Source organism: Streptomyces sp. SM1, from assembly GCF_002910825.1.
In the GTDB taxonomy this organism is placed as follows: domain Bacteria; phylum Actinomycetota; class Actinomycetes; order Streptomycetales; family Streptomycetaceae; genus Streptomyces; species Streptomyces okerensis.
In genome coordinates, this window is sequence record NZ_NEUB01000444.1 from 1 (window position 1) to 20,108 (window position 20,108).

Genomic DNA, 20,108 nt, shown 5'->3' on the forward strand with positions numbered 1-20,108 from the left:
GGCACCACGCCCGCCGGTGTGACGGACGTCCCGGGGGACGGCACGTCGGCGGTGCCGGCACGGGAAGCGTGAGACATGGGCTGCACCTCAGATGCGGAGACGGACACGCCCGGGAGACCGACGACCCACGGCCGCTCCCGGCGTGCGTTCGGCGGGGTGGGGCAAACCGGAGTATCCCGGGACGGGCCGGTGAAACGCGGCGGAGCGTGTTTCACCGGCGCGGCGCGGGGAGACACGGCACGACGTGCACTCACCGTCCTCGGCGCCCCGCCGGAACGCATCCGCGGACGGCGGGCCGCGACTGCTGATCGTCAGCGCGAGCATGGGCGCCGGCCATGACACCGTGACCGGCGAACTGGCCCGCCGCGCCCGGGAGCAGGGCCACGAAGTCGTGGTCGTCGACCTCCTGCGGCTCCTTCCGCACGGCCTGGGCACGGGTCTGCGCCTCTTCTACCGGTCCTCGGTACGGCACTTCCCCTGGGTGTACGCGGCCCTCTACGCCGCCCTGCTGCGTCCCGGGCCGCGGCACCGCCCGAGCGGTCTGCCGCTGGCCCGGCTGGCGGGCCGCCGTCTGACGGAGCTGACGGAGCGCACGGACGCCGACGTCGTCGTCCCCGTCTTCCACCTCGCGGCCCAGCTGACCGGCCACCTCAGAGCCCGGGGGCGGCTGGGGCCGCCGAGCGCCGTCTTCATGACCGACTTCGCCGTCCACCGGCAGTGGCTCCACTCCGGCAACGACCTGTACCTCTGCCTCACCGACGACGCCGCGCGGGACGTGGGCCGGAGCGTCCCGGTGCCCGTCGAGACGACCGGGCCGGTCGTGGCCCCCGGCTTCTTCGCACCGGCGCCCGGAGCCGGGCCGTGGCGGCGGCGCTTCGAGCGGTACGCTCCCGCACGCACGCCCGTCGTGCTGTCCGCCGGCGCCTGGGGCGCGGCCTCCGAGCTGGACCGGACCGCCCGGCTGCTCACCGGCGCCGGATTCCTCCCGGTCGTGCTGTGTGGCAGCAACGAACGGCTCCGGGCCCGCCTGGCCGGGCTGCCGGGCACGTTCGTACCGGACTGGGTCACCGACATGCCCGGCCTGCTGCGGGCGTCCCGGGTCCTGATCGACAACGCCGCCGGGCAGACCGCCGTACAGGCACTGGCCTGCGGGACGCCCGTGGTGGGCTACCGTCCGCTGCCCGGCCACGGTGCGGAGGGTGTCCGCAGGATGGCGGCCCTCGGCGTCTCCGAGACCGCCACGGACGCCGACGCCCTGCTGGGCGCGCTGCGGCGGCTGTCGGTGGACGGCCCGTACCGGGACCAGCGGATCGCCCGCGGACGGCGGCTCTTCCGCGGTGACGTGCTGGACCGTGTGTCCGCACTCGCCGGCGCGCCCTCCGTGTGACCGGCCGGACCCGCCGGAACCTCCGGAGGGGGACCGGCGCCTGCGCGTCGGTCACCGGTCGTCGCCCGCCGGCCGTGGCCCGCTCCGCGGGGGCAGGTCCTCGGTGAACCGGTGCCCGTGCTGGTCCAGGAGCCAGCGGCCGAACATGGCGCCGCCGAAGATGACGAACCCCACCCCGATGAGCCACGACTCCACGATCAGGACGACGCCGACGGTGCCGTAACTGATCGCGTTCTCGACGATCAGCGGCGTGAAGACGAAGTAGGAGAAGCCGCGCAGGCCGATCAGACCCGTCATGGTGGCGACCGCGCCCGGCAGCAGATGCCACCAGCGGACCTGGCCGCCCAGCAGGAAACGCTGCCCCCACCAGAAGAAGAGCACACCGGTCACCAGCGAGACGGTGATCCGCTCCGGCCCGTGCATGGCGTCCCGGGTCAGCACTTCCTGGTAGAGATAGGCGGTCAGGAAGCACAGCCAGGTCGCCTGACGCCAGATCCGGTGCCAGGGCCCCGGTGGCACGCCCCAGGTCCGCTCGTAGCCGTTCTGGACGCTCCCGCCGAACGGGATGCCGAACGCGGCGAGCGCCAGCACACCCCACAGACTGGTGGTGCCGACCACCTCGCGCGGTGGGCTGATGATCTCCGCGAGGACGCGTGCGGACCGGCCGGACAGTCCCATGCCGTCCGCCAGCCAGGCCGCGAAGCCGCCCCGGCCGAGCGGGTCGGCGGCGGCGATCACGATGAGCAGGGGGGCGAGCGTGACGAGTGCCAGCGTGGCGAACCCCATGGCCCTGTGCATCAGTTCGAGGTCACGGCCGTGCCGGATCAGGGACTGGGCGCCCAGCCAGTGCCATCCGCGCCGGAGCGTGCGCAGGTGACGCCTCACGGTGCGCTCCTTCGTCGGCTCGCGTGCCCCCGTCCGTGCCACCCGGCGGCGGACGGGACGGACCTGGGCGGGGAAGGGGTTCTCACCTCGTGCGCGCGGCAGCGGGAGGCGGCCGCACGGTCCGGGAGACGTGCCCGCCGCCCCGGACGACGGCCGGTTCCGCCCGTGTCCGCGGCGCGGCACCGGAGAACGCCCGCGGACCGGCGGGTACGGACGTCCGGCGCCACCGGGCGACCGGCCCCGGGTCCCCGTGCCGGTGGTGGCGGACGACGGAGGACGGCTCGGGGACGGCGGGTCCGCGGGTCCGGGTCACGTCGGCTGGTGCGGTGGACATGGGCCTCTGGGGGTGTCGGGCGTGCGGGAGACGATCGTCGGTCATGGACGGCCGGCTCACCGGGATGGGCCGTGGTGCCCACGTCAGTCTCGGACTTCACCCTTCGGCCGGGCGCCGAAACGCGGCCTGAGCCGCGTGCGGGAACGCTGTCCGTCCGGCGGGTGACGCGGCGTACCGGCCGGTTGCGCTCCCGGGCCGGTACGTGCCCGCCCGCGCCCCGGCCGCCGCAGCGCCCGTCCCCCGGGGGCCGGCGGGTCACCCGTCCGGGCTGATGAGGAGCAGGGCGATGTCGTCCCCGGGGCTGGGGGCGTGACGGATGAGGGTGTCGGCCATGGCGTCGAGGTCGGCCGGGTCCGCTTGTTCGATCAGCCCGGCGAGGGCGGCGGTGGCGTTGTCGATGTCCACCCCGGGGGCTTCGACGAGTCCGTCGGTGTACAGGACCAGCACGCAGCCGGGTGGCAGGGGGACGTCCCGGGTCGGATAGCGGGAGTCCGGCTCGATGCCGAGCAGAAGGCCCGGGGGGACCCGGAGGAGTTCGGTGCGCCCGTCGGCGTGACGCAGCAGTGGCGGCGGATGACCGGCCGTGGCTATGCAGGCGCGCTGGTTGGCGAGGTCCAGATGGACGTAGACACAGCTGGTGAACAGACCCGGTTCGAGGTCGTTGAGCAGGCGGTTGGTGCCCGCCAGGACCTGGTCGGGGGGCGAACCCGCGGTGGCGTGGGCGTGGACGGCGGTGCGGACCTGCCCCATGAGCGCCGCGGCGTCCACGTTGTGGCCCTGGACATCGCCGATGGCGGCACCGGCGGTGTGCTCGTCGAGTCGGATCAGGTCGTAGAAGTCGCCGCCGATCCCCAGACCCCGGGCCGCCGGAAGGTAGCGTGCGGCGACCTTCAGCCCGGAGACCCGTGGAAGGGCGTGCGGCAGCAGGGCGGACTGCAGGCGGTGGGCGAGGTTGTGCTTGGCGTCGTAGAGGCGGGCGCGGTCCAGGGCCTGGCCGACCAGCCCCGCCATGGAGGTGAGGACGGCGCGTTCACCGGGCGGGAAGGCATGGGGCCTGCGGTAGGCGAGGAGCAGTGAGCCCTGGGGGCGGCCGGAGGCGATCAGCGGCAGGACGGCCCATGCGGCCATGTCGTCCTCGTGCACGGCGGAGGGGTAGTCGTGCTGGAGGTCGGCGAACGTCGTGAAGAAGTCCGGGATGCCGGTGGCCTGAACCCTGGCGGCGGGGATGTCCGCACTCAGGCGGACGGCGTCGAAGCGCTGCATGAGGTCGGGGCTGTAGCCGCGGTGACCGAGGACCTTCAGGCGGCCGTCCTCGGCCGTCATGAGGACCAGGCCCTGGGCGCCGAGAGCGGGCAGGAGCTGGTCGGCGGTCCGGTCGGCCACGTCCTGGACGCCGACGGCCTCGGTCAGGGTCGCGGCCAGTTGCATCAGGTGGTAGAGCAGCGTGGCGCGGCTCGGTCCGGCGGCCGGCCCGGACGGTGCGGCCGCAGCGGCGTCGGACGGGTCTGCGGCGCTGATGCGGACACTCATCCCGGAGGGGTCCGGGTACAGCTCGAAGGCCAGCCACGTCCCCGGCGGCCGCAGGACGGTGAAGGTCTGCGGCTCACGGCTGACCAGCGCGGCCCGGTAGCGGTCCTCGACCTGGGGAACGTCCATCCACGGCAACGCCTCCCAGGGCAGGGCGCCCACCAGGTGGTCCGGGCCGGCGCCGAGGAGTTCGGCGGCGCCGGGGGTGACGAACTCGAGGCGGCCGTGCGTGTCGAGCGCGCAGGACCCCCCGGGCAGACGGTCGATGAAGGCCGTGGCCGTGGCCGCGGCCGCCTCGCCGGGTGGGACGGTGCGCCCGCTCGGCAGGGGCAGGGTCAGCGGCCGGCCTCCGGGCAGCAGCGGGTCGCCGCGGTCCGCACGCTGCTTGAGAAGGCTGCCGAGGCGGGCGCAGCCCGCCTCGATCGCCTGGCGTTCGGCGGGGCTCAGCTGCGGTGAACGGGTTCCGGACCACAGCAGCACCAGCCCGCCCAGGGTCTCGTCCTCCGAAGTGAGCGTGGCGGCCGCCATCGCGAAGTCGTACGGCAGCACGAGAGCCGGCCGGGGGTAACGGCGCGCGATCTCCTCCTGGCCGCCGAGCCACACCAGGCGCCGCTCACGCACGGCGTCCGCCACCGGCACCGGGTCGGACAGCGCGACCCGCCGCCAGGGGGCCGCGAGCTCCTGCGGAAGACCTGCCACCACGACCAGCCACAACACGCTGTCGCCCGGCGGCAGCACGTACAGCAGTCCGCCGTACGCGCCGCTCTCCCGCACCACGGCGGCCATCGCGGTTTCCATCAGCCGCCCGCCCGGACCCTCAGCGGCACGGCGACCGGCTCCGGCCCGCTCCGCCCGGCCGCGTCGGGCGCGGGCCGCCGGAACACGGGCACCGCCGCTCCCGGCGGGACTGCGTCGCACCAGTCACACCGAAAATCGCGCATATGCGGACACTATGCCCAACGTGCCGCGAAGGCATCCAGGCGGCGGAGAGGCCGCACGCGGAGCGATACGGAGGAGCGCCGTCGAGGAGCGCCGCCATCCGTGGAAGCGCCGCCACTCGTGGAAGCGGCGACACTCCACGGAGGGGGGCCAGGGCTGTCCGGGCCCCCCTCCTTCGTGCGCGGATCACTGGAGCTGTGTGCAGGGAGGCGCTGCCGCACCGAAGGGCTTCACCGGTTCAGCCCTTCGTCCGTGACGGATCCGGTCAGGCCTGGCTCCAGCGCTGGTTGCTTCCGTTCGAGCAGGAGTAGAGCTGGATCAGGGTGCCGTTGCCGGTGCCGCCTCCGACGGCGTCGAGGCAGAGGCCGGACTGGACGCCGACGATGGATCCGTCGGAGTTGAGGCGCCACTTCTGGTTGTCGCCGCCCCAGCAGCTGTAGATCTGGACCTTGGAGCCGTTGCCGCTGCCGGCGGCGTCCAGGCACTTGTCGCCGTAGACCCTGAACTCACCGGCGTCCGTGTACTCCCACTGCTGGTTGGTGCCGCCGTGACAGTCCCACAGCTGGAGCTGGGTGCCGTCGGTGGTGCTGGCGCTGGGCACGTCCAGGCAGCGGCCGGAACCGACGCCCCTGAGCGAGGTGCCGTCCCCGGGGGGCTCCGTGGAGTCGCCGCCGTTGAGCGCGTCGAGGACGGCGTTGTAGGCGGCCTTCTTGCTGCCGTCGTTGTTGAACAGCAGCGGCGTGTGCTCCGATCGCCAGGAGTCGCTGTCGCGCACGCCCCAGACGGTGACGCCGAGGCAGCGCTCGACGGCCAGGCAGTCGTTGACCACGTTGGCGTAGGTCGTGGGCGAGGCGCCCTGGATGTCGAGTTCGGTGACGGCCACGTCGACGCCGAGGGCGGCGAAGTTCTGCAGGGTGGTGCGGAAGTTGCTGTTGTAGGGGCTGCCGCTGTGGAAGTGCGACTGGAAGCCGACGCAGTCGATCGGCACACCACGCTGCTTGAAGTCCCGGACCATGGAGTACATGGCCTGGGTCTTGGCCCACGTCCAGTTCTCGACGTTGTAGTCGTTGTAGCAGAGCTTGGCGGACGGGTCGGCGGCGCGCGCGGTGCGGAAGGCGAGCTCGATCCAGTCGTTGCCGCTGCGCTGCAGGTTGGAATCGCGCCGGGCTCCCGAACTGCCGTCGGCGAAGGCCTCGTTCACGACGTCCCACTGAGCGATCTTGCCCTTGTAGTGGGTCATCACGCCGTTGATGTGGCCGACCATCGCCTGGCGCAGATCGTTGCCGCTGAGACTCTGCATCCAGCCGGGCTGCTGGGAGTGCCAGGCCAGCGTGTGGCCGCGCACCTCCTTGCCGTTCTGCACCGCCCAGTTGTAGACGCGGTCGGCGGCGGTGAAGTTGAACTGGCCCCGCTGCGGCTCGGTGGCGTCGATCTTCATCTCGTTCTCGGCCGTCACCGAGTTGAACTCACGGTTCGCGATCGTCGCGTACGTCGAGTCGCCCAGCCTGCCCGAGGCGACGGCGACGCCGAAGTAGCGGCCGCTCTGCGCCGCCGCGGCGCCGAGCGTGCTTTCGGCGGCGTGTGCGGGCGGGGGTGCGACCAGCACGGTGGCCGCACCGAGAGCGCCGATGACCAGTGCCGGCAGCAGGTCGCGGATCTTCCGGCGGATGTCGGGTCGGGGAAGGGCGTACGAGCCCATGAATGTGCCAGGAGCAGGTCCCTGGCCTTGACCGCTTCCGGCGATCCGGGACGGATGCCGTCGAGCGTGCCCCCCACCACCTGACCGACGCGGGCCCGCACCCGCGCGGCCTGCGCCGGATCGCCCCCGTGCGTTCTTCGATGACGCGTTCCAGCAGACTCCGGGCGAAGGTGACGCCCGCGGCCTTGAGCACCTGCAGGTCGACGGGGGCCAGCAGATGCGGGGCGTCACGGCGGCCGGCCGGCGCCGCGAGCAGTTCGTCCAGGCGCCAGACGTGTCCGCCGTCGGCCTCGCGGACGACCGCCGCCGCGTCGTCGCGTTCCATGAGGTCGGAGACGGTGGGTGCGACGGCCGTCAGGTCGACGACGTGCTCGCCGCGGACCGCGGCCACACACGGTCCGTTCCAGTGCGGGTCGTGGACGCGCGCGACGAGGACGGCCCGGCCGGCGTCCTCCGGCAGGACGGAGCCGGCGGTGAGGACCGGACGGGGGAGCGCTGCTGCCGGTTCCACGATCGATGCTCTCCTGGATTCGAGGGGATGCGGTCGCCTGGGTGCGGACTCAGTGGGAGTCGCGGGGGACCTCGTGGCCACGGCTTCCGCGCAGGAAGCCGAAGTCGGCGCCCCGGTCGGCCTGTTCCACGTTCTGGGTGTAGAGCCAGGTGTACCCGCCGGTGTGCCGCTCGGCGGGTGCCCGCCAGGCGTCCCGGCGCCGGGTGAGCTCGGCGTCGTCCACGTCCAGGCGCAGGCTGCGGTTCGGGACGTCGAGGACCACGGGATCCCCGTCGCGTACCAGGGCGAGGGGCCCGCCGACGGCGGCCTCGGGCGCCACGTGCAGGACCACCGTCCCGTACCCGGTGCCGCTCATCCGGCCGTCGCAGACGCGCACCATGTCCGTGACGCCGGCCTTCAGCAGCTTGGCGGGCAGCGGGACGTTGGAGACCTCGGGCATGCCGGGGTAACCCCTGGGGCCGGCGTTGCGGACGACGATGACGGTGTTCTCGTCGATGTCGAGGTCCGGGTCGTCGGCCACCTCGTGATAGGCCTCGGGGGAGTCGAAGACGCGCGCGGGGCCGCGGTGGGTGAGCAGGTGCGGTGACGCGGCGGACTGCTTGATCACGGCGCCGTCGGGGCACAGGTTGCCGCGGAGGACGGCGATGCCGGTGCCGGCCGGCTGGAAGGGGGCGTCGAGGCCGGTGATGACGTCGGAGCCGATGCGTTCGGTGTTCTCGGTGTTCTCGGCGACGGTGCGTCCGGTGACCGTGATCTGTTCGCCGTGCAGCAGCTTCCCGCCGAGCAGTTCGGCCAGGACGGCGGGCAGGCCGCCCGCGGAGCAGAAGTCCTCCATGAGGTACGTGCCGCTGGTTGACCAGGGTCGGTACCGCCCGGACCAGGTCGTCGAAGTCCTGGAGGTCCAGCTCGACGCCGACGCGTCCGGCGATGGCGGTGAGATGGATGAGCGCGTTCGTGGAGCCGCCGATGGCCGCGTTGACGCGGACGGCGTTCTCGAACGCCCTCCGGGTCAGGATCCGCGACGGGCGCAGTTCCTCCTCCACCATCCGTACGACGCGCTGCCCCGCCGCCTGCGCGATCTCCATCCGGCGGGAGTCGACCGCGGGCCAGGCAGCCGAGCCCGGCAGCTGCATGCCGAGCGCCTCGGCCATGCAGGCCATCGTCGAGGCCGTCCCCATCGTCATGCAGTGCCCGTTGGAACGGGCCATGCGCCCTTCCGCGAAGAAGCACTCCTCCTCGGTCATCCGGCCGGTCTTCAGGTCCTCCTCGAACTTCCGCACGTGGGTGCCGGATCCGACGTCCTGGCCCCGGTACTTGCCGTTGAGCATCGGCCCGCCGGTGACCATGACGGCGGGCAGGCCGACGCTGGCGGCGCCCATGAGCATGGCGGGCGTCGTCTTGTCGCAGCCGGACAGCAGCACGACACCGTCGAGCGGATTGGCCCGGATCAGCTCCTCGACCTCCATGGCCATGAGGTTGCGGTACAGCATGGCGGTGGGGCGCATCAGGGTCTCGCCGGTGGCCATGGTGGGGAACTGGAGCCGCAGGCCGCCCGCCTGCCACACGCCGCGCTTGACGGCTTCGGCGACGTGCGTCAGATGGGCGTTGCACGGGGCGAGTTCGGAGGCACTGGTCGCGATCCCGATGACGGGGCGTCCGTCGAACACCTCGTGCCCGAGTCCCTGGTTGCGCATCCAGGAGCGGTACGGCATCCCGCTGCGGCCCTGCGCGCCGAACCACGCCTGGCTGCGGCGACTCGTCTTGTGACCGTCGGTCATGTAAGCACTCCCGTAGGCTCCGGCGTCGTCCGCCCGGCGATGGGGCATTGGCGGGCGAGGGCACGCGGGCCGTACCCTGTCAGGCAGTCATTAAATGATTCGATGAATGGCGTCCAGGGGGCGAGCAGAGATCGTGGTGCACTTTCCGACCATGCACCAGCGCGTGGTCGACGAGCTCGGGCGGCGCATCGCCGGTGGCGCGTGGGAACCGGGGGACCCGCTGCCGGTCGAGGACGCGCTCGCGGCCGAGATCGGCGTCAGCCGAGGGGTGTTGCGGGAGGCGGTCAAGTCACTGGTGGCCAAGGGGATGCTGCACGTACGCCCGCGCACCGGCACGCGCGTCCTGCCCCCGGAGCACTGGAACCACCTGGACCGTGACGTGCTGCGCTGGAAACAGGCCGGGGACGCCACGGCACTGCTGCGCGACACGACCGAACTGCGCCGGATCGTCGAGCCCGAGGCGGCCCGGCTCGCCGCCGACCGGGCCGGCCCCGACGACGTACGAGCCCTGTACGACTCCCTGGCGGCCATGGAGGCAGCGGCGGCGGAACCCGGCCGCGGCGGCTACGTCGAGGCCGACATCGCCTTCCACCGGGCCCTGCTCGACGCCAGCGGCAACCGTCTCCTCGGCTCACTGGGCCGCGCCGTCGACATCGCGCTGGAACACAGCTTCCTCGTCAGCACCCAGACCCCCGGCGCGGTGGAAGCCTCGCTGCCGGGGCACCGCGCCATCGTGCGGGCCGTCGAGGCCCGCGATCCCGCCGCCGCGGCGGCCGCCGTGCTGGCCCTCATCGAAGCCGCCGAACAGGAGATCGCCCAGTCACCCGATGTGCCGGGCCGTGCCGTATGACCTGTCACGGCTGCGACCCTGCCACGCACCGCCGCGCCGACCGGAGACCGCGGCAGGTGAACCTGGTGCGACAGCGCCGGTCAACTCCGTTACCGGGTCAACGAGGAACGGAGTCCGTGCCACCGGCAGGGGGAGAACCTGCCCGTCGGTTGGCCGGGCCACAAGCGTCGCCGTCCACCTGTGAAGAACTGCGCCCGGCTCCGCACGGCAGGGCCTTGCCCGGCCCTCGTGGAGGAGGTGAAGGGTTCTGGAGTCAAGGACGAGTGCGCGAGTGGCTCATGAAGGTGGCCGTCCGGTCGCGGTACGACGCCGGCGGCCAGCCAGGGGTCCGGGTATCCGGGGCAGGGGCATACTCCGTCCGTCTGGCTGCGGTGGACGGGCGCCCGGAGCCACCGGGGCCCTGGATCGCGGGCACGTCAGAGCCAACGACCCCGTGGAGCGGCGGGACGGACGAGGCGGCCGCAGCCGAACGGGCGAGCTCAGGGCCGCCGGTGCCCGCCGGTGCGACGACTCCTGCCGGGGCAGCGCCGTGACCTCAGTGGCCGGCCGCGGGACCGGCCCGGCTGCGGTGGCCGGCGGGCACCGCGCCCGGCTGGGTGATCAGCGGTGGCGGGGGCGATCACGCGCTCATAGCTTCGGCTCATGAACAGACGTCACATCGCGTATCTGGCGTGTACCACCGCCGTGGTGGCCGCGGGGCTGGGTGCCGCCCCGTCGACCCATCAGCCGACCGTGCACCGTGTACAGCCCGGACAGTCGATCCAGAAGGCCGTCGACGCCGCCGAACCGGGGGACACCGTCCTCCTCGGGCCCGGTACCTACCGGCAGAGCGTCGACATCACCGAGTCGGACATCACCCTGCGGGGCCACGGTGCCACCCGCACCGTGCTGGTGCCCGCCAAGACCCCCGGCAAGAGCGCCTGCGCCAAGGCCGGCAACGGCATCTGCGTCGCCGGCACCGACAAGAATCCCCTCGAGGACGTCACCGTGCGCTCGCTGACGGTGCGCGGCTTCGCCAAGAACGGGGTGTGGGCCACCGGGACGGAGGACCTGAGGGTCCGGCAGGTGACCGCGGAGAAGAACGGCCAGTGGGGCATCGCCGAGGAACGCTCCGTCAGCAGCGTGCTCAGCCACAACCTCGCCCGCAAGAACGGCGACGCCGGACTCTTCGTCGCCAACACCGTCGACACCGAGGAGGGCGCCCGGGACGCCGGGGAGACGCGGATCCGGCACAACAGGACGGAAGGCAACCGGGTCGGCATCACCGTACGGCGGCTGCGGAACCTGAGCGTCTCCCACAACGAGGCCACCGGGAACTGCGCCGCCGTGTTCGTGGTCGGCGACGAGTCCAAGCCGCGCGCCGGCCATCTCAACGTGACGTGGAACCACATCCACGCCAACAACAAGTACTGCGCGAAGACGCCGCGGCTGCCCTTCCTGCAGGGCTCGGGCATCGTCCTCACCGGTGTCGAGCACACCCGGGTCGCCTTCAACCGGATCGAGGACAACAAGGGCACCTCCCCGCTGTCCGGAGGCATCGTGCTGTTCAAGAGCCTCGTCGGCACGCCCAGCGAGCGCAACGAGATCCGCGACAACCTGGTGACCGGCAACAGCCCGGCCGACCTGGCCAACCGGGACACCGCCAAGACCAACACCTTCAGCCGCAACACCTGCACGCTCTCCGAACCCGCCGGAATGTGCTGACCGGCTCCACCCCCCCAACCGACTGCACAACAGCAGAAGCGAGGCAACGGATGACCACCGTTGATCCGGCTCCCCCGCCGCCCATGCGGCTGAGGGAGCTCGTATTCGGGGCGGCCTGCGCCGCCGCCGTACGCGCGGCCGTCCGGCTGGGCGTGCCGGACGCCCTGGACGACAGCCCGATGACCGTCGACGACCTGGCGACGGCGGTGAAGACCCAGCCGCACACCCTGCGGCGGCTGCTGCGCGCGCTGTCCTGCCAGGGCGTCTTCGCCGAGAACCCCGACGGCACCTTCGCGCACACCGAGATGTCCCGGCTGCTGCGCGAGGACGACCCGCACAGCCTGCGCTACATCGCCCTGTGGTGCACCGAACCGTGGACCTGGAACGTCTGGCCGCTGCTCGACGACGCGGTGCGTTCCGGCGGCAACGTCTTCGAAGACGTGTACGACCGGGAGTTCTTCACGTATCTCAACGACTCGGCCCCCGAGTCCGCGCATGTGTTCAACCGTGCGATGACGACGTCCAGCGAGCAGTCCGCCCGTGACGTGGCCCGTCTGCTCGACCTGGACGGCGCCTCCTCGGTCGTGGACATCGGGGGCGGCCAGGGGCACGTCCTGGCGAGCCTCCTGGAGAAGCACTCCCACCTCCACGGCACGCTGCTCGACCTGCCGGGCGTCGTCGAGAACGCCGACCCGCGGCTGCGCGCGGGCGGTGCCCTCGCCGGCCGGGTCGACGTCGTGGCCGGTGACTGCCGCGAGAAGGTCCCCGTCCGGGCGGACGTGTACATCATCAAGAACGTCCTGGAGTGGGACGACGACAGCACCCGGCGGGCGCTGGCCAACGTCCGCGAGGCGGCCGGGCCCGGAGCCCGCGTCGTGGTCATCGAGAACCTCGTCGACGACACTCCGTCTATGCGGTTCACCACCGCCATGGACCTGCTGCTGCTCCTCAACGTCGGTGGCGCCAAGCACACCCGGCAGAGCATGGTCGACCGGCTGACCGACGCGGGCCTCGTCATCGGCGACATCCGCCCCGTCAACGCCTATCTCCACGCCTTCGAGTGCACCGTGCCCGGCTGACCGCACGGCGCGCGGGAAGTCCCGAGGCGCGAGAACCCCGAGGCCGCCGGCCCCGCGACTGACGCGGAACCGGCGGCCCCGGGGTTTCCCGGCGGTCTCGGCTCAGGATCCGGCGCCGCGCTCCCAGCGGTAGAAGCACTGCGCCATGGCGTCCTTCGGGCCCCGCCAGGTGGCCGGGTCGTACGGGCTGACGTACGCCTCCAGCCGCTCGCTGATGCCCCGGAACTCGGGGTGCGAGGCCAGCTTCGCGATGGCGGGCGCCGGGTCCTGCTCGGCCTCGATGAGGTGCAGGTACACGTCGTCCCCGAACTGGAAGAGGCTGCGCCGGCTGACCCCGACCAGGTGGGGGAGCTCACCCCGGTCGGAGGCGGCGAACACGTCGGCGATGTCCGACGCCGAACCGGGTTTCATCCGGGCGACGATGAGGGCGTGGTGCATGGGGGTGTCCTTCCGTGTCCTGCCGTGTCCTGCCGTGTCCTGCTGTTTCCTTCCGTGTCCTGCCTGGGCCTGCCGTCTCCCGCCGTGACCTGTCCCGGACCGGCGCTCAGCGCGAGGACGCGACGGACGCGCTCTCGCTGTCCCGGGCGACCTGCTCGATCCGGTCCCGGATCAGGGCCATCTGCGTACGGGAGTTGCGGTTGATGTTGTCCGTCATCCAGTCGTCGTCGACCGGGGCGTCGGGCTTCATCGCGAAGTCCTGCGTCCAGCGCATCTGGACCCCGCCCGGCAGCTCCGCGTACTCCCACAGGATGTCCATGTGGGCGAACGGCCCCGTCTCGACCCGGCGGGCGCGCACGGTCCGCTTCTCGCGGTCCGGGGTGCGTTCCGACACCCAGCTCCAGACCTTGCCGTTCTCGTCCGGGTGCATGGTCAGCCGGAACGTCGTCGTGCCGTCCTCCACGGAGAGGACGTCCACCGACGCGTACTCGCTGAACAGCCGCGGCCAGTTCTCCAGGTCGTTGGTCATCTCCCACACCAGGTCGAGGGGAGCGTCGATGGTGATGCTGTTCTCGGTGTGTCCGGCCACTTTCAGGCTCCAGCCGTGAGGGTGCTGTTGATGAGGTTCAGGAACTCCCGGGGCGTCCTGCAGCGTTCGGAGTCGGGGGGCAGCGACTGCCCGTACCGGTTCTCCAGTTCGCCGACGATGCCGAGCAGACCGAGCGAGTCCAGACCGAAGGAGTCGAACGGGGACTCCGCGGCCTCCTTGAGTTCCCGGGGGGTGACGGTGATGCCGGCCGCCTGCTTCATCAGGGCGGACAGCTCGTCGAAGGTCACTTCGGTGGTGATCATGGGTGACTGCTCCTTCCCCGCCCGGACCTACCGGGCGGAATCGTCCCCGCGGCGCACGACCAGCGCCGCGTTGGAGCCCATCAGTCCCCGGCTGAGGACGAGGGCGGTGCGCAGCTCGGCGGGGCGAGCGTGCGACATCACCAGGTCGAGGTCGTGGCAGATGTCGAACACGTTGGGCGTGGGCGGCACCTGGCCGTGATCCATCGCGAGCACCGCGGCCACCGTGTCCAGCACGGGCGCCGCGCAGTAGGCACGGCCGATACCGGTCTTGGGCGCCGTGACCGGTACCCGCCTGCCGTGCGCCCCGAGGGCGTCGGCGATCGCCAGCGCCTCCGCGCGGTCCGCCTCGGGCACGCCCATGGCGTCGGCGAAGACGACGTCGATCTCCTCCGGGGCACAGCCCGCCTCGTCCAGCGCGCCGGAGATCGCGCGGGCCAGGCCCTCGCGGGACTCCGCCCACCGGGAGGCCCCGGTGAACGTGGCGGCGTGGCCGGCCACGACGGCCCGTACGGGCACTCCGCGCGTCCGGGCCCGCTCCTCGTCCTCGACGACGAGCAGGGCGCCGCCCTCGGCGGGCACGAACCCGGATGCCTTCTCGGTGAACGGGCGGTAGGCGAGGGCGGGGTCGTCGACGGTGCTCAGCTCGGGGTAGCCGAGCTGGCAGACCATCGAGTACGGGGCCAGCGGCGCCTCCGCGGCCCCTACCACCATCACGTCGGTGCCGCGCCGCACGGCCCGGCTCGCGTGCGCGAGGGAGTCCAGACCGCCCGCCTCGTCACTGGCCACCACCCCGCAGGGCCCCTTGAGCCCGCCACGGATGGAGATCTGGCCGGTGCTCGCGGCGTAGAACCAGGCGATGGACTGGTACGGGCCGACGAACTTGGAGCCCTTTCCCCAGAGTTTCTGCAGCTCGCGCTGGCCGAACTCGCCGCCTCCGGACCCGGCTGCGGTGACCACGCCGACCGAGAACGGCTCCGCGATGTCACCGCCGAGCCCGGCGTCTTCGAGGGCGAGTGCGGCCGCGGCCATCGCGAAGTGGCTGAACCGGTCGGTCTGCACCAGGAACCGGTCCTCGATGAGGGCCGCCGGGTCGAACGACCGCACCTCGCCCGCCACGCGGAGCGGCAGATGGTCGCAGCCCTCGCGGCTGATCAGGTCCAGTACGCCGATGCCTTCGCGGACGGACTTCCAGTAGGCGTCGGTCCGCTGTCCGTTGGGCGCGATCACACCGATGCCGGTGACGACCGCGCGCCCGGGGCGCCGATTGCTCATCGTGTCCTCCCGCCCGGCCCGCTCAGCAGCACCGCGGACTGGAAGCCGCCGAACCCGCTGCCGACGGAGAGCACGTTGCTCAGCTTCCGCGGGCGGGCTGTGCGCGGCACGTAGTCCAGGTCGCACTCGGGGTCGGGGGTCTCGTAGTTCGCCGTCGGCGGCACGACCTGGTGCTTCAGCGCGAGGACACAGGCGGCCACCTCGATCGCGCCGATCGCGCCGAGCGAGTGCCCCACCATCGACTTGATGGAGCTCATCGGCGTCTCGTGGGCGTGCGTGCCCAGCGACTGCTTGACGGCGGCCGTCTCGTGCCGGTCGTTCTGCCGGGTGCCGGAACCGTGCGCGTTGACGTAGTCGATCAGCGTGGGGTCGATACGGGCCTGGTCGAGCGTGGTGTCGATGGCCCGGGACATCTCCAGTCCCTCACTGGTCAGACCGGTCATGTGGTAGGCGTTGCCGTAGGTGGCGTAGCCGCTGATCTCGCAGAGGATCTCCGCGCCGCGGGCCCGCGCGTGCTCGTACTCCTCGAGCACGAGCACCGCCGCGCCCTCACCCATCACGAAGCCGTCGCGCTCGGCGTCGAACGGCCGGGAGGCGTGCTCGGGGTCGTCGTTGTTGGGCGACGTCGCCTTGATGGCGTCGAAGCACGCCATCGTGATCGGTGAGATCGGCGAGTCCGACGCCCCCGCGATGCAGACGTCGGCCCGGCCCTCGGTGACGGTGTGGAACGCGTAGCCCACCGCGTCGAGGCCGGAGGTGCAGCCGGTGGAGACCGTCTGCACCGGGCCCCGGGCGCCGAACCGCTCGGCGACGACCGAGGCGAGGGTGCTCGGCGAGAACGCCAGATGCAGCTTCGGCTCCGCCTGCCGGTGGTCCACGTCCCAGCGCCGGCCGTGCTCGCTGGCCCGCACGTAGTCGCTCTCCAGCCGGGTGGTGCCGCCGACCGCGCTGCCCAGCGAGACCGCCGTGCGCCACGGGTCCAGGGCCTGGGTGTCCAGCCCGGACTCCCGCACCGCTTCGGCGGCGGCGACCACGGCGAACTGGATGTAGCGGTCCACGTGTCGGCACAGCTCCGCGTCGAGGCCGTGCTCGTAGGGCTCGAAGTCGCACTCCGCGGCTATGCGCGAACGCAGCCCCGCCGGGTCGAACAGGGAGATGGCGCGGGTCGCGGTACGGCCGGCTGCCAGAAGGTCCCAGAACGCCGTCGCTCCGATGCCGCCGGGAGCGACCACACCGATACCGGTGACGGCCACCCGCCGGGTCATTTTATGGCCTCACTGGGCTCGGCCGACCGGCCGTGCTCGGGTCCACCGACCTTCAACTGGGGCCCGGCGACCGCACTTTCGGTCTCCTCGGTGTCGACGTGACCGAGACTCGGATGCGGGGCGAGCGGACCCAGGTGGAACACCATGCGGGCCTCCCGGTCACCGACGTTGCGGAAGCGGTGCCGCATGTCGACCGGGATCATCAGCCCCTGCTCGGCACGGAGCGCGAACGGCTCACCGTCCAGGTCCACTTCGAGCGCGCCGCTGACCACGTACACGAACTCCTCGGAGTACGGGTGGTAGTGCTCGCCGATGCGCTCGCCGGGCTTGATGATCGCCAGGCCCATGAAGCCACTGGTGGAGCCCACGGTGGCCGGGGTGAGCAGGGTCCTGAGGTCACCTCCGCGCCGTCGGTTGGGTTCCGTCTCGCTCAGGTCCACGATGCGTGGATGCTGCTTGGACATGGTTGATACCTCCGGTGTGCCGGTGACGTCCGGGCGGGCAGGGCCGCGGACGCCACCGGGGTCGGCCGTCAGGAATCCGCGGAGCTGCGGTCGGTGACGGGCAGCATGTCGGCGTGCGCCAGCAGCCGGTTGAGGTTGCGCTCCGATTCCAGGTCGCCCTCGACGCCGATCGCGGCGCCGTCCAGGAGCCGCCGGAGCTCCGCCGCCCTGCCCGGGCCCTTGATGCCGAGGGCGGCGAGCGGGTCCAGGTCGAGGTCGCCGGTGACGTCGACGAGACGGACCACGATGTCGTCCCGCTGGAACACGGTGCTCGCGAACACGGCACCGTCCGGGTCGTCGGCCGCGGCCTCGTCCTGGTGGGCGAGGAACCGGGCCAGGTCCATGCCCCGGCCCTCGACGGCCGGGTAGTACAGCGCGTGCCGCCGCAGCCCGTCGGGTTCCGGCCGGCCGGCCGTCACGTGGTGGACGGCGGGGAGTGCGGCCCGGGTGAAGAACAGCCGTGCGGACTCGGGGTCGGTCAGATCCCGGGCCTGTTCCAGGTAGGGGTTGATGGCCTCCTCGACCGCCCGCACCTCCGGCTGACGGGCCACGTGGCGCAGCGCGGCCAGCAGGTCGCCCTCCACCTCCACGGCCCGCACCACACGGTTGCCGTGCATGAACAGCGAGGTGCGGCGCAGCCGTGTGGTGTCGTCGACCTGCGCCTTGGGCGACTTGTAGGCGGCCAGGTGCTCCGCGACCTTGGACTCGGAGCCGGGCTTGACGGTGAAGGTGAGGGCGTGGCGTGCCACACCGTCGCCCACGCGGGCGGCCGGCTGGAGTCCGGCCGCCGCGGTCTCGGGGGTGGGCGGCCGGTCGGGGTGGGTCTCGCGCAGGACGCTGTAGCGCATCGACCGGGTGTCGCGGACGCAGCTGTGCATCGGCCGGACGGTCTCGACGTGCTCCTCGCTGTTCACCCACGCGAGGAACGGCGGGGCGCTCTCCCACTCGCTGGTGACGAGCCACTGCGAGGGGTTCTCGATCGACTGGCACAACTGGTCACTGATGTGACCGGGGACGGACGCGACCTGGTTGCGCATGTGCTCGTAGGCGTCGAGGAACTGCTCCTGGGCTCCTTCGTACAGGTCGAGCAGCAGGATCACCCGCAACCTGGATCCGTCGAAGGCGGACTGCGATATGCGTCCCGGCATGGTCATCCGGCGCACCTCTCCTCTTCTTCACGAGGCCTCCGCGCGGGGCCTCTTGCCGTCAAGCTCTTCTCACGGAAGGTCGGGAACGACCGCCGTGTCCGATGGGCCGGGGCCGCCTCTGTCGATGGTCGGCGCGACCTCGACAGCGCGCGAGCGACACGGGGCACCTGGGTGAACCGCGCGCCATCCGGGTGCCGCCGGGACGCGAACCGGTCCGCACCGGGCATGGAAGATGCGTCCTGTTCCTCAGCCCGTCCGGGCGACGCTGGAGGCGTTTCAATGAACCGATCGGACACGGCCGGCGAAGCGGTTCACCGCACGCCCGTCCTCATCGTCGGCGGCTCCCTCGTGGGGCTGTCCATGTCGCTGTTCCTGGGACGGCTCGGAGTGCCGCACACGCTCGTGGAGCGCCACGCGGGCACGTCGATCCATCCGCGGGGGCGGGGGAACAACGTGCGCACGATGGAGCTGTTCCGGACCGCCGGGGTGGACCGGCGCATCGCGGAGGCGGCGTCGGTGCTGGCGGACAACCACGGCATCCTGCAGACACCGGGCCTGGTCGGCGACGTCGGCGAGTGGCTGTTCCGGGAGATCGACCCCGGTGGCGGACTCGCCCGGTTCAGCCCCGCCGGGTGGTGCCTGTGCAGCCAGAACGATCTCGAACCGGTGCTGCTGCGGAGCGCGCGCGAACTCGGCGGGGATCTGCGGTTCGGCACCGAGATGATGTCGTTCGACCAGGACGCCGACGGGGTGACGGCACGGCTCAAGAGCCGGGAGACGGGCGAGCACACCACCGTCCGGGCGGACTATCTCGTCGCCGCGGACGGCCCGCGCAGCCCCGTCCGCGAGCGGCTCGGTATCGGGCAGAACGGCCCCGGCGACCTGTTCCACAACGTCAGCGTCACCTTCACCTCCCGGGACCTCGCCGCTGTCGTCGGCGACCGGAGGTTCATCGTCTGCTACCTCACCCGCGCGGACGCCGACGGAGCGCTGCTCCCGGTCGACAACCGGGAGCGGTGGGTCTTCCACGCCCCCTGGCACCCCGAACACGGTGAAACCCTGGAGGAGTTCACCGACGAGCGGTGCGCCGCCCATATCCGGCGCGCCGTCGGCGTACCGGACCTGGACGTGACGATCACCGGCCGGGCCGCCTGGCACGCCGCCGAGCGGGTCGCCGAACGGTACGCCGACGGCAGGGTGTTCCTGGCCGGCGACTCGGCCCACGAGATGTCACCCACCGGGGCGTTCGGCTCCAACACCGGTATCCAGGACTCCCACAACCTCGCCTGGAAGCTGGCCGCCGTGCTGGGCGGCTGGGCCGGACCCGCGCTGCTCGGTACCTACGACGCCGAACGCCGGCCCGTCGCGGAGGCCACCAGCGCCCGCGCCTCGTCCCGCTCGGTGGAGCACAGCCATCCCGGCTACACGCCGGCCGGCGGAGCCACCGGTGCGGCGGGCAGGAAGGGCGGCATCCTCAACGTGGCGCTGGGCTACCGCTATCCGGGCGGCGCGGTGCTGGGCGCCGACACGGCCGTACCGGTCGTCCCGGACGCGCTCGCGCTGACCGGTGAACCCGGTACCCGGGCCCCGCACCTGTGGCTGGACCGCGCAGGCACCCGCATCTCCACCCTCGACCTGTACGAGCGCTCACTGGTGCTGCTGAGCTCCTGCGACAGTCCCTGGCGGGACGCGGCCGCGGAGGTGACGGCCCGGCTCTCCGCACCGGTCGACGCCTACGGCCTCGGCGACGGCCCCGCCGCCGACCTGACGCCCGACCCCGGCACGGACTGGGCCGCGGCCCACGGAGTCACCGCGGACGGCGCGGTCCTGATCCGCCCCGACGGCTTCGTCGCCTGGCGCCACGAGATCCACTCGACCGACCCGGCGAAGACCCTCCACGAGGCCCTCGTCACCCTCTTCCCCGGCACCTGACGAGC

General features: G+C 72.3%; 15 protein-coding genes and 2 pseudogenes. 5 read left to right on the plus strand and 12 right to left on the minus strand.

Features of this window, described 5'->3' with window-relative positions; translation table 11 throughout:
• Positions 1-322 precede the first annotated feature (322 nt).
• Positions 323-1,387, plus strand: coding sequence for a galactosyldiacylglycerol synthase (locus B9S61_RS11190; protein WP_103542136.1), 1,065 nt, complete (start codon positions 323-325; stop codon positions 1,385-1,387).
• A 51-nt stretch (positions 1,388-1,438) separates the two neighbouring features.
• Here B9S61_RS11190 and B9S61_RS11195 read toward each other — a convergent pair whose 3' ends face one another.
• From B9S61_RS11195 to B9S61_RS11215, 5 genes and pseudogenes are all read right to left on the minus strand, one after another.
• Positions 1,439-2,272, minus strand: a complete 834-nt coding sequence (locus B9S61_RS11195; protein WP_103542122.1) for a ribonuclease BN — start codon at positions 2,270-2,272, stop codon at positions 1,439-1,441.
• A gap of 589 nt (positions 2,273-2,861) precedes the next feature.
• A complete protein-coding gene (locus tag B9S61_RS11200) occupies positions 2,862-4,931 on the minus strand; it encodes a SpoIIE family protein phosphatase (RefSeq protein WP_103542123.1) in 2,070 nt (689 codons plus the stop codon).
• Positions 4,932-5,337: 406 nt separating this feature from the next.
• Positions 5,338-6,771, minus strand: coding sequence for an endo-1,4-beta-xylanase (locus tag B9S61_RS11205; RefSeq protein WP_103542124.1), 1,434 nt, complete (start codon positions 6,769-6,771; stop codon positions 5,338-5,340).
• A pseudogene (locus tag B9S61_RS42225) lies at positions 6,762-7,282 on the minus strand (fumarylacetoacetate hydrolase); the annotation flags it as partial. The gene B9S61_RS11205 and the pseudogene B9S61_RS42225, both read right to left, overlap by 10 nt.
• 49 nt (positions 7,283-7,331) lie before the next feature.
• Positions 7,332-9,060: pseudogene (locus B9S61_RS11215) on the minus strand (IlvD/Edd family dehydratase).
• 106 nt (positions 9,061-9,166) lie between these two features.
• Here B9S61_RS11215 and B9S61_RS11220 point away from each other — a divergent pair.
• The 3 genes from B9S61_RS11220 to B9S61_RS11230 all read left to right on the plus strand — a co-directional run bounded on the left by B9S61_RS11220 (position 9,167) and on the right by B9S61_RS11230 (position 12,693).
• A complete protein-coding gene (locus B9S61_RS11220; RefSeq protein WP_103542125.1) occupies positions 9,167-9,910 on the plus strand; it encodes a FadR/GntR family transcriptional regulator in 744 nt (247 codons plus the stop codon).
• Between the two features lie 642 nt (positions 9,911-10,552).
• Complete coding sequence (locus tag B9S61_RS11225) at positions 10,553-11,614, plus strand: nitrous oxide reductase family maturation protein NosD (RefSeq protein ID WP_103542126.1); 1,062 nt, start codon at positions 10,553-10,555, stop codon at positions 11,612-11,614.
• Between the two features lie 50 nt (positions 11,615-11,664).
• A complete protein-coding gene (locus tag B9S61_RS11230; protein WP_103542127.1) occupies positions 11,665-12,693 on the plus strand; it encodes a methyltransferase in 1,029 nt (342 codons plus the stop codon).
• A gap of 102 nt (positions 12,694-12,795) precedes the next feature.
• Here B9S61_RS11230 and B9S61_RS11235 read toward each other — a convergent pair whose 3' ends face one another.
• The 7 genes from B9S61_RS11235 to B9S61_RS11265 form a co-directional block, all read right to left on the minus strand.
• Complete coding sequence (locus B9S61_RS11235) at positions 12,796-13,131, minus strand: TcmI family type II polyketide cyclase (protein WP_103542128.1); 336 nt, start codon at positions 13,129-13,131, stop codon at positions 12,796-12,798.
• A 106-nt stretch (positions 13,132-13,237) separates the two neighbouring features.
• Positions 13,238-13,720 carry an SRPBCC family protein gene (locus tag B9S61_RS11240; RefSeq protein ID WP_103542129.1) on the minus strand — a complete coding sequence of 161 codons (483 nt, stop codon included), beginning with the start codon at positions 13,718-13,720 and terminating at the stop codon, positions 13,238-13,240.
• A gap of 2 nt (positions 13,721-13,722) precedes the next feature.
• Complete coding sequence (locus tag B9S61_RS11245) at positions 13,723-13,983, minus strand: acyl carrier protein (RefSeq protein WP_103542130.1); 261 nt, start codon at positions 13,981-13,983, stop codon at positions 13,723-13,725.
• Positions 13,984-14,010: 27 nt separating this feature from the next.
• Positions 14,011-15,255, minus strand: a complete 1,245-nt coding sequence (locus tag B9S61_RS11250; RefSeq protein WP_103542131.1) for a ketosynthase chain-length factor — start codon at positions 15,253-15,255, stop codon at positions 14,011-14,013.
• The gene (locus B9S61_RS11255) at positions 15,252-16,520 is read right to left on the minus strand and encodes a beta-ketoacyl synthase (protein WP_103542132.1); all 1,269 of its coding nucleotides are present in this window, start codon (positions 16,518-16,520) and stop codon (positions 15,252-15,254) included. Before B9S61_RS11255 ends, B9S61_RS11250 begins: the two co-directional genes overlap by 4 nt.
• Complete coding sequence (locus B9S61_RS11260; RefSeq protein ID WP_103542133.1) at positions 16,517-16,984, minus strand: cupin domain-containing protein; 468 nt, start codon at positions 16,982-16,984, stop codon at positions 16,517-16,519. Before B9S61_RS11260 ends, B9S61_RS11255 begins: the two co-directional genes overlap by 4 nt.
• A gap of 68 nt (positions 16,985-17,052) precedes the next feature.
• A complete protein-coding gene (locus B9S61_RS11265) occupies positions 17,053-18,177 on the minus strand; it encodes a SchA/CurD-like domain-containing protein (RefSeq protein ID WP_103542134.1) in 1,125 nt (374 codons plus the stop codon).
• A 273-nt stretch (positions 18,178-18,450) separates the two neighbouring features.
• Here B9S61_RS11265 and B9S61_RS11270 point away from each other — a divergent pair, with 273 nt between their 5' ends.
• Positions 18,451-20,103, plus strand: coding sequence for an FAD-dependent monooxygenase (locus B9S61_RS11270; protein WP_103542135.1), 1,653 nt, complete (start codon positions 18,451-18,453; stop codon positions 20,101-20,103).
• Positions 20,104-20,108: the final 5 nt, after the last annotated feature.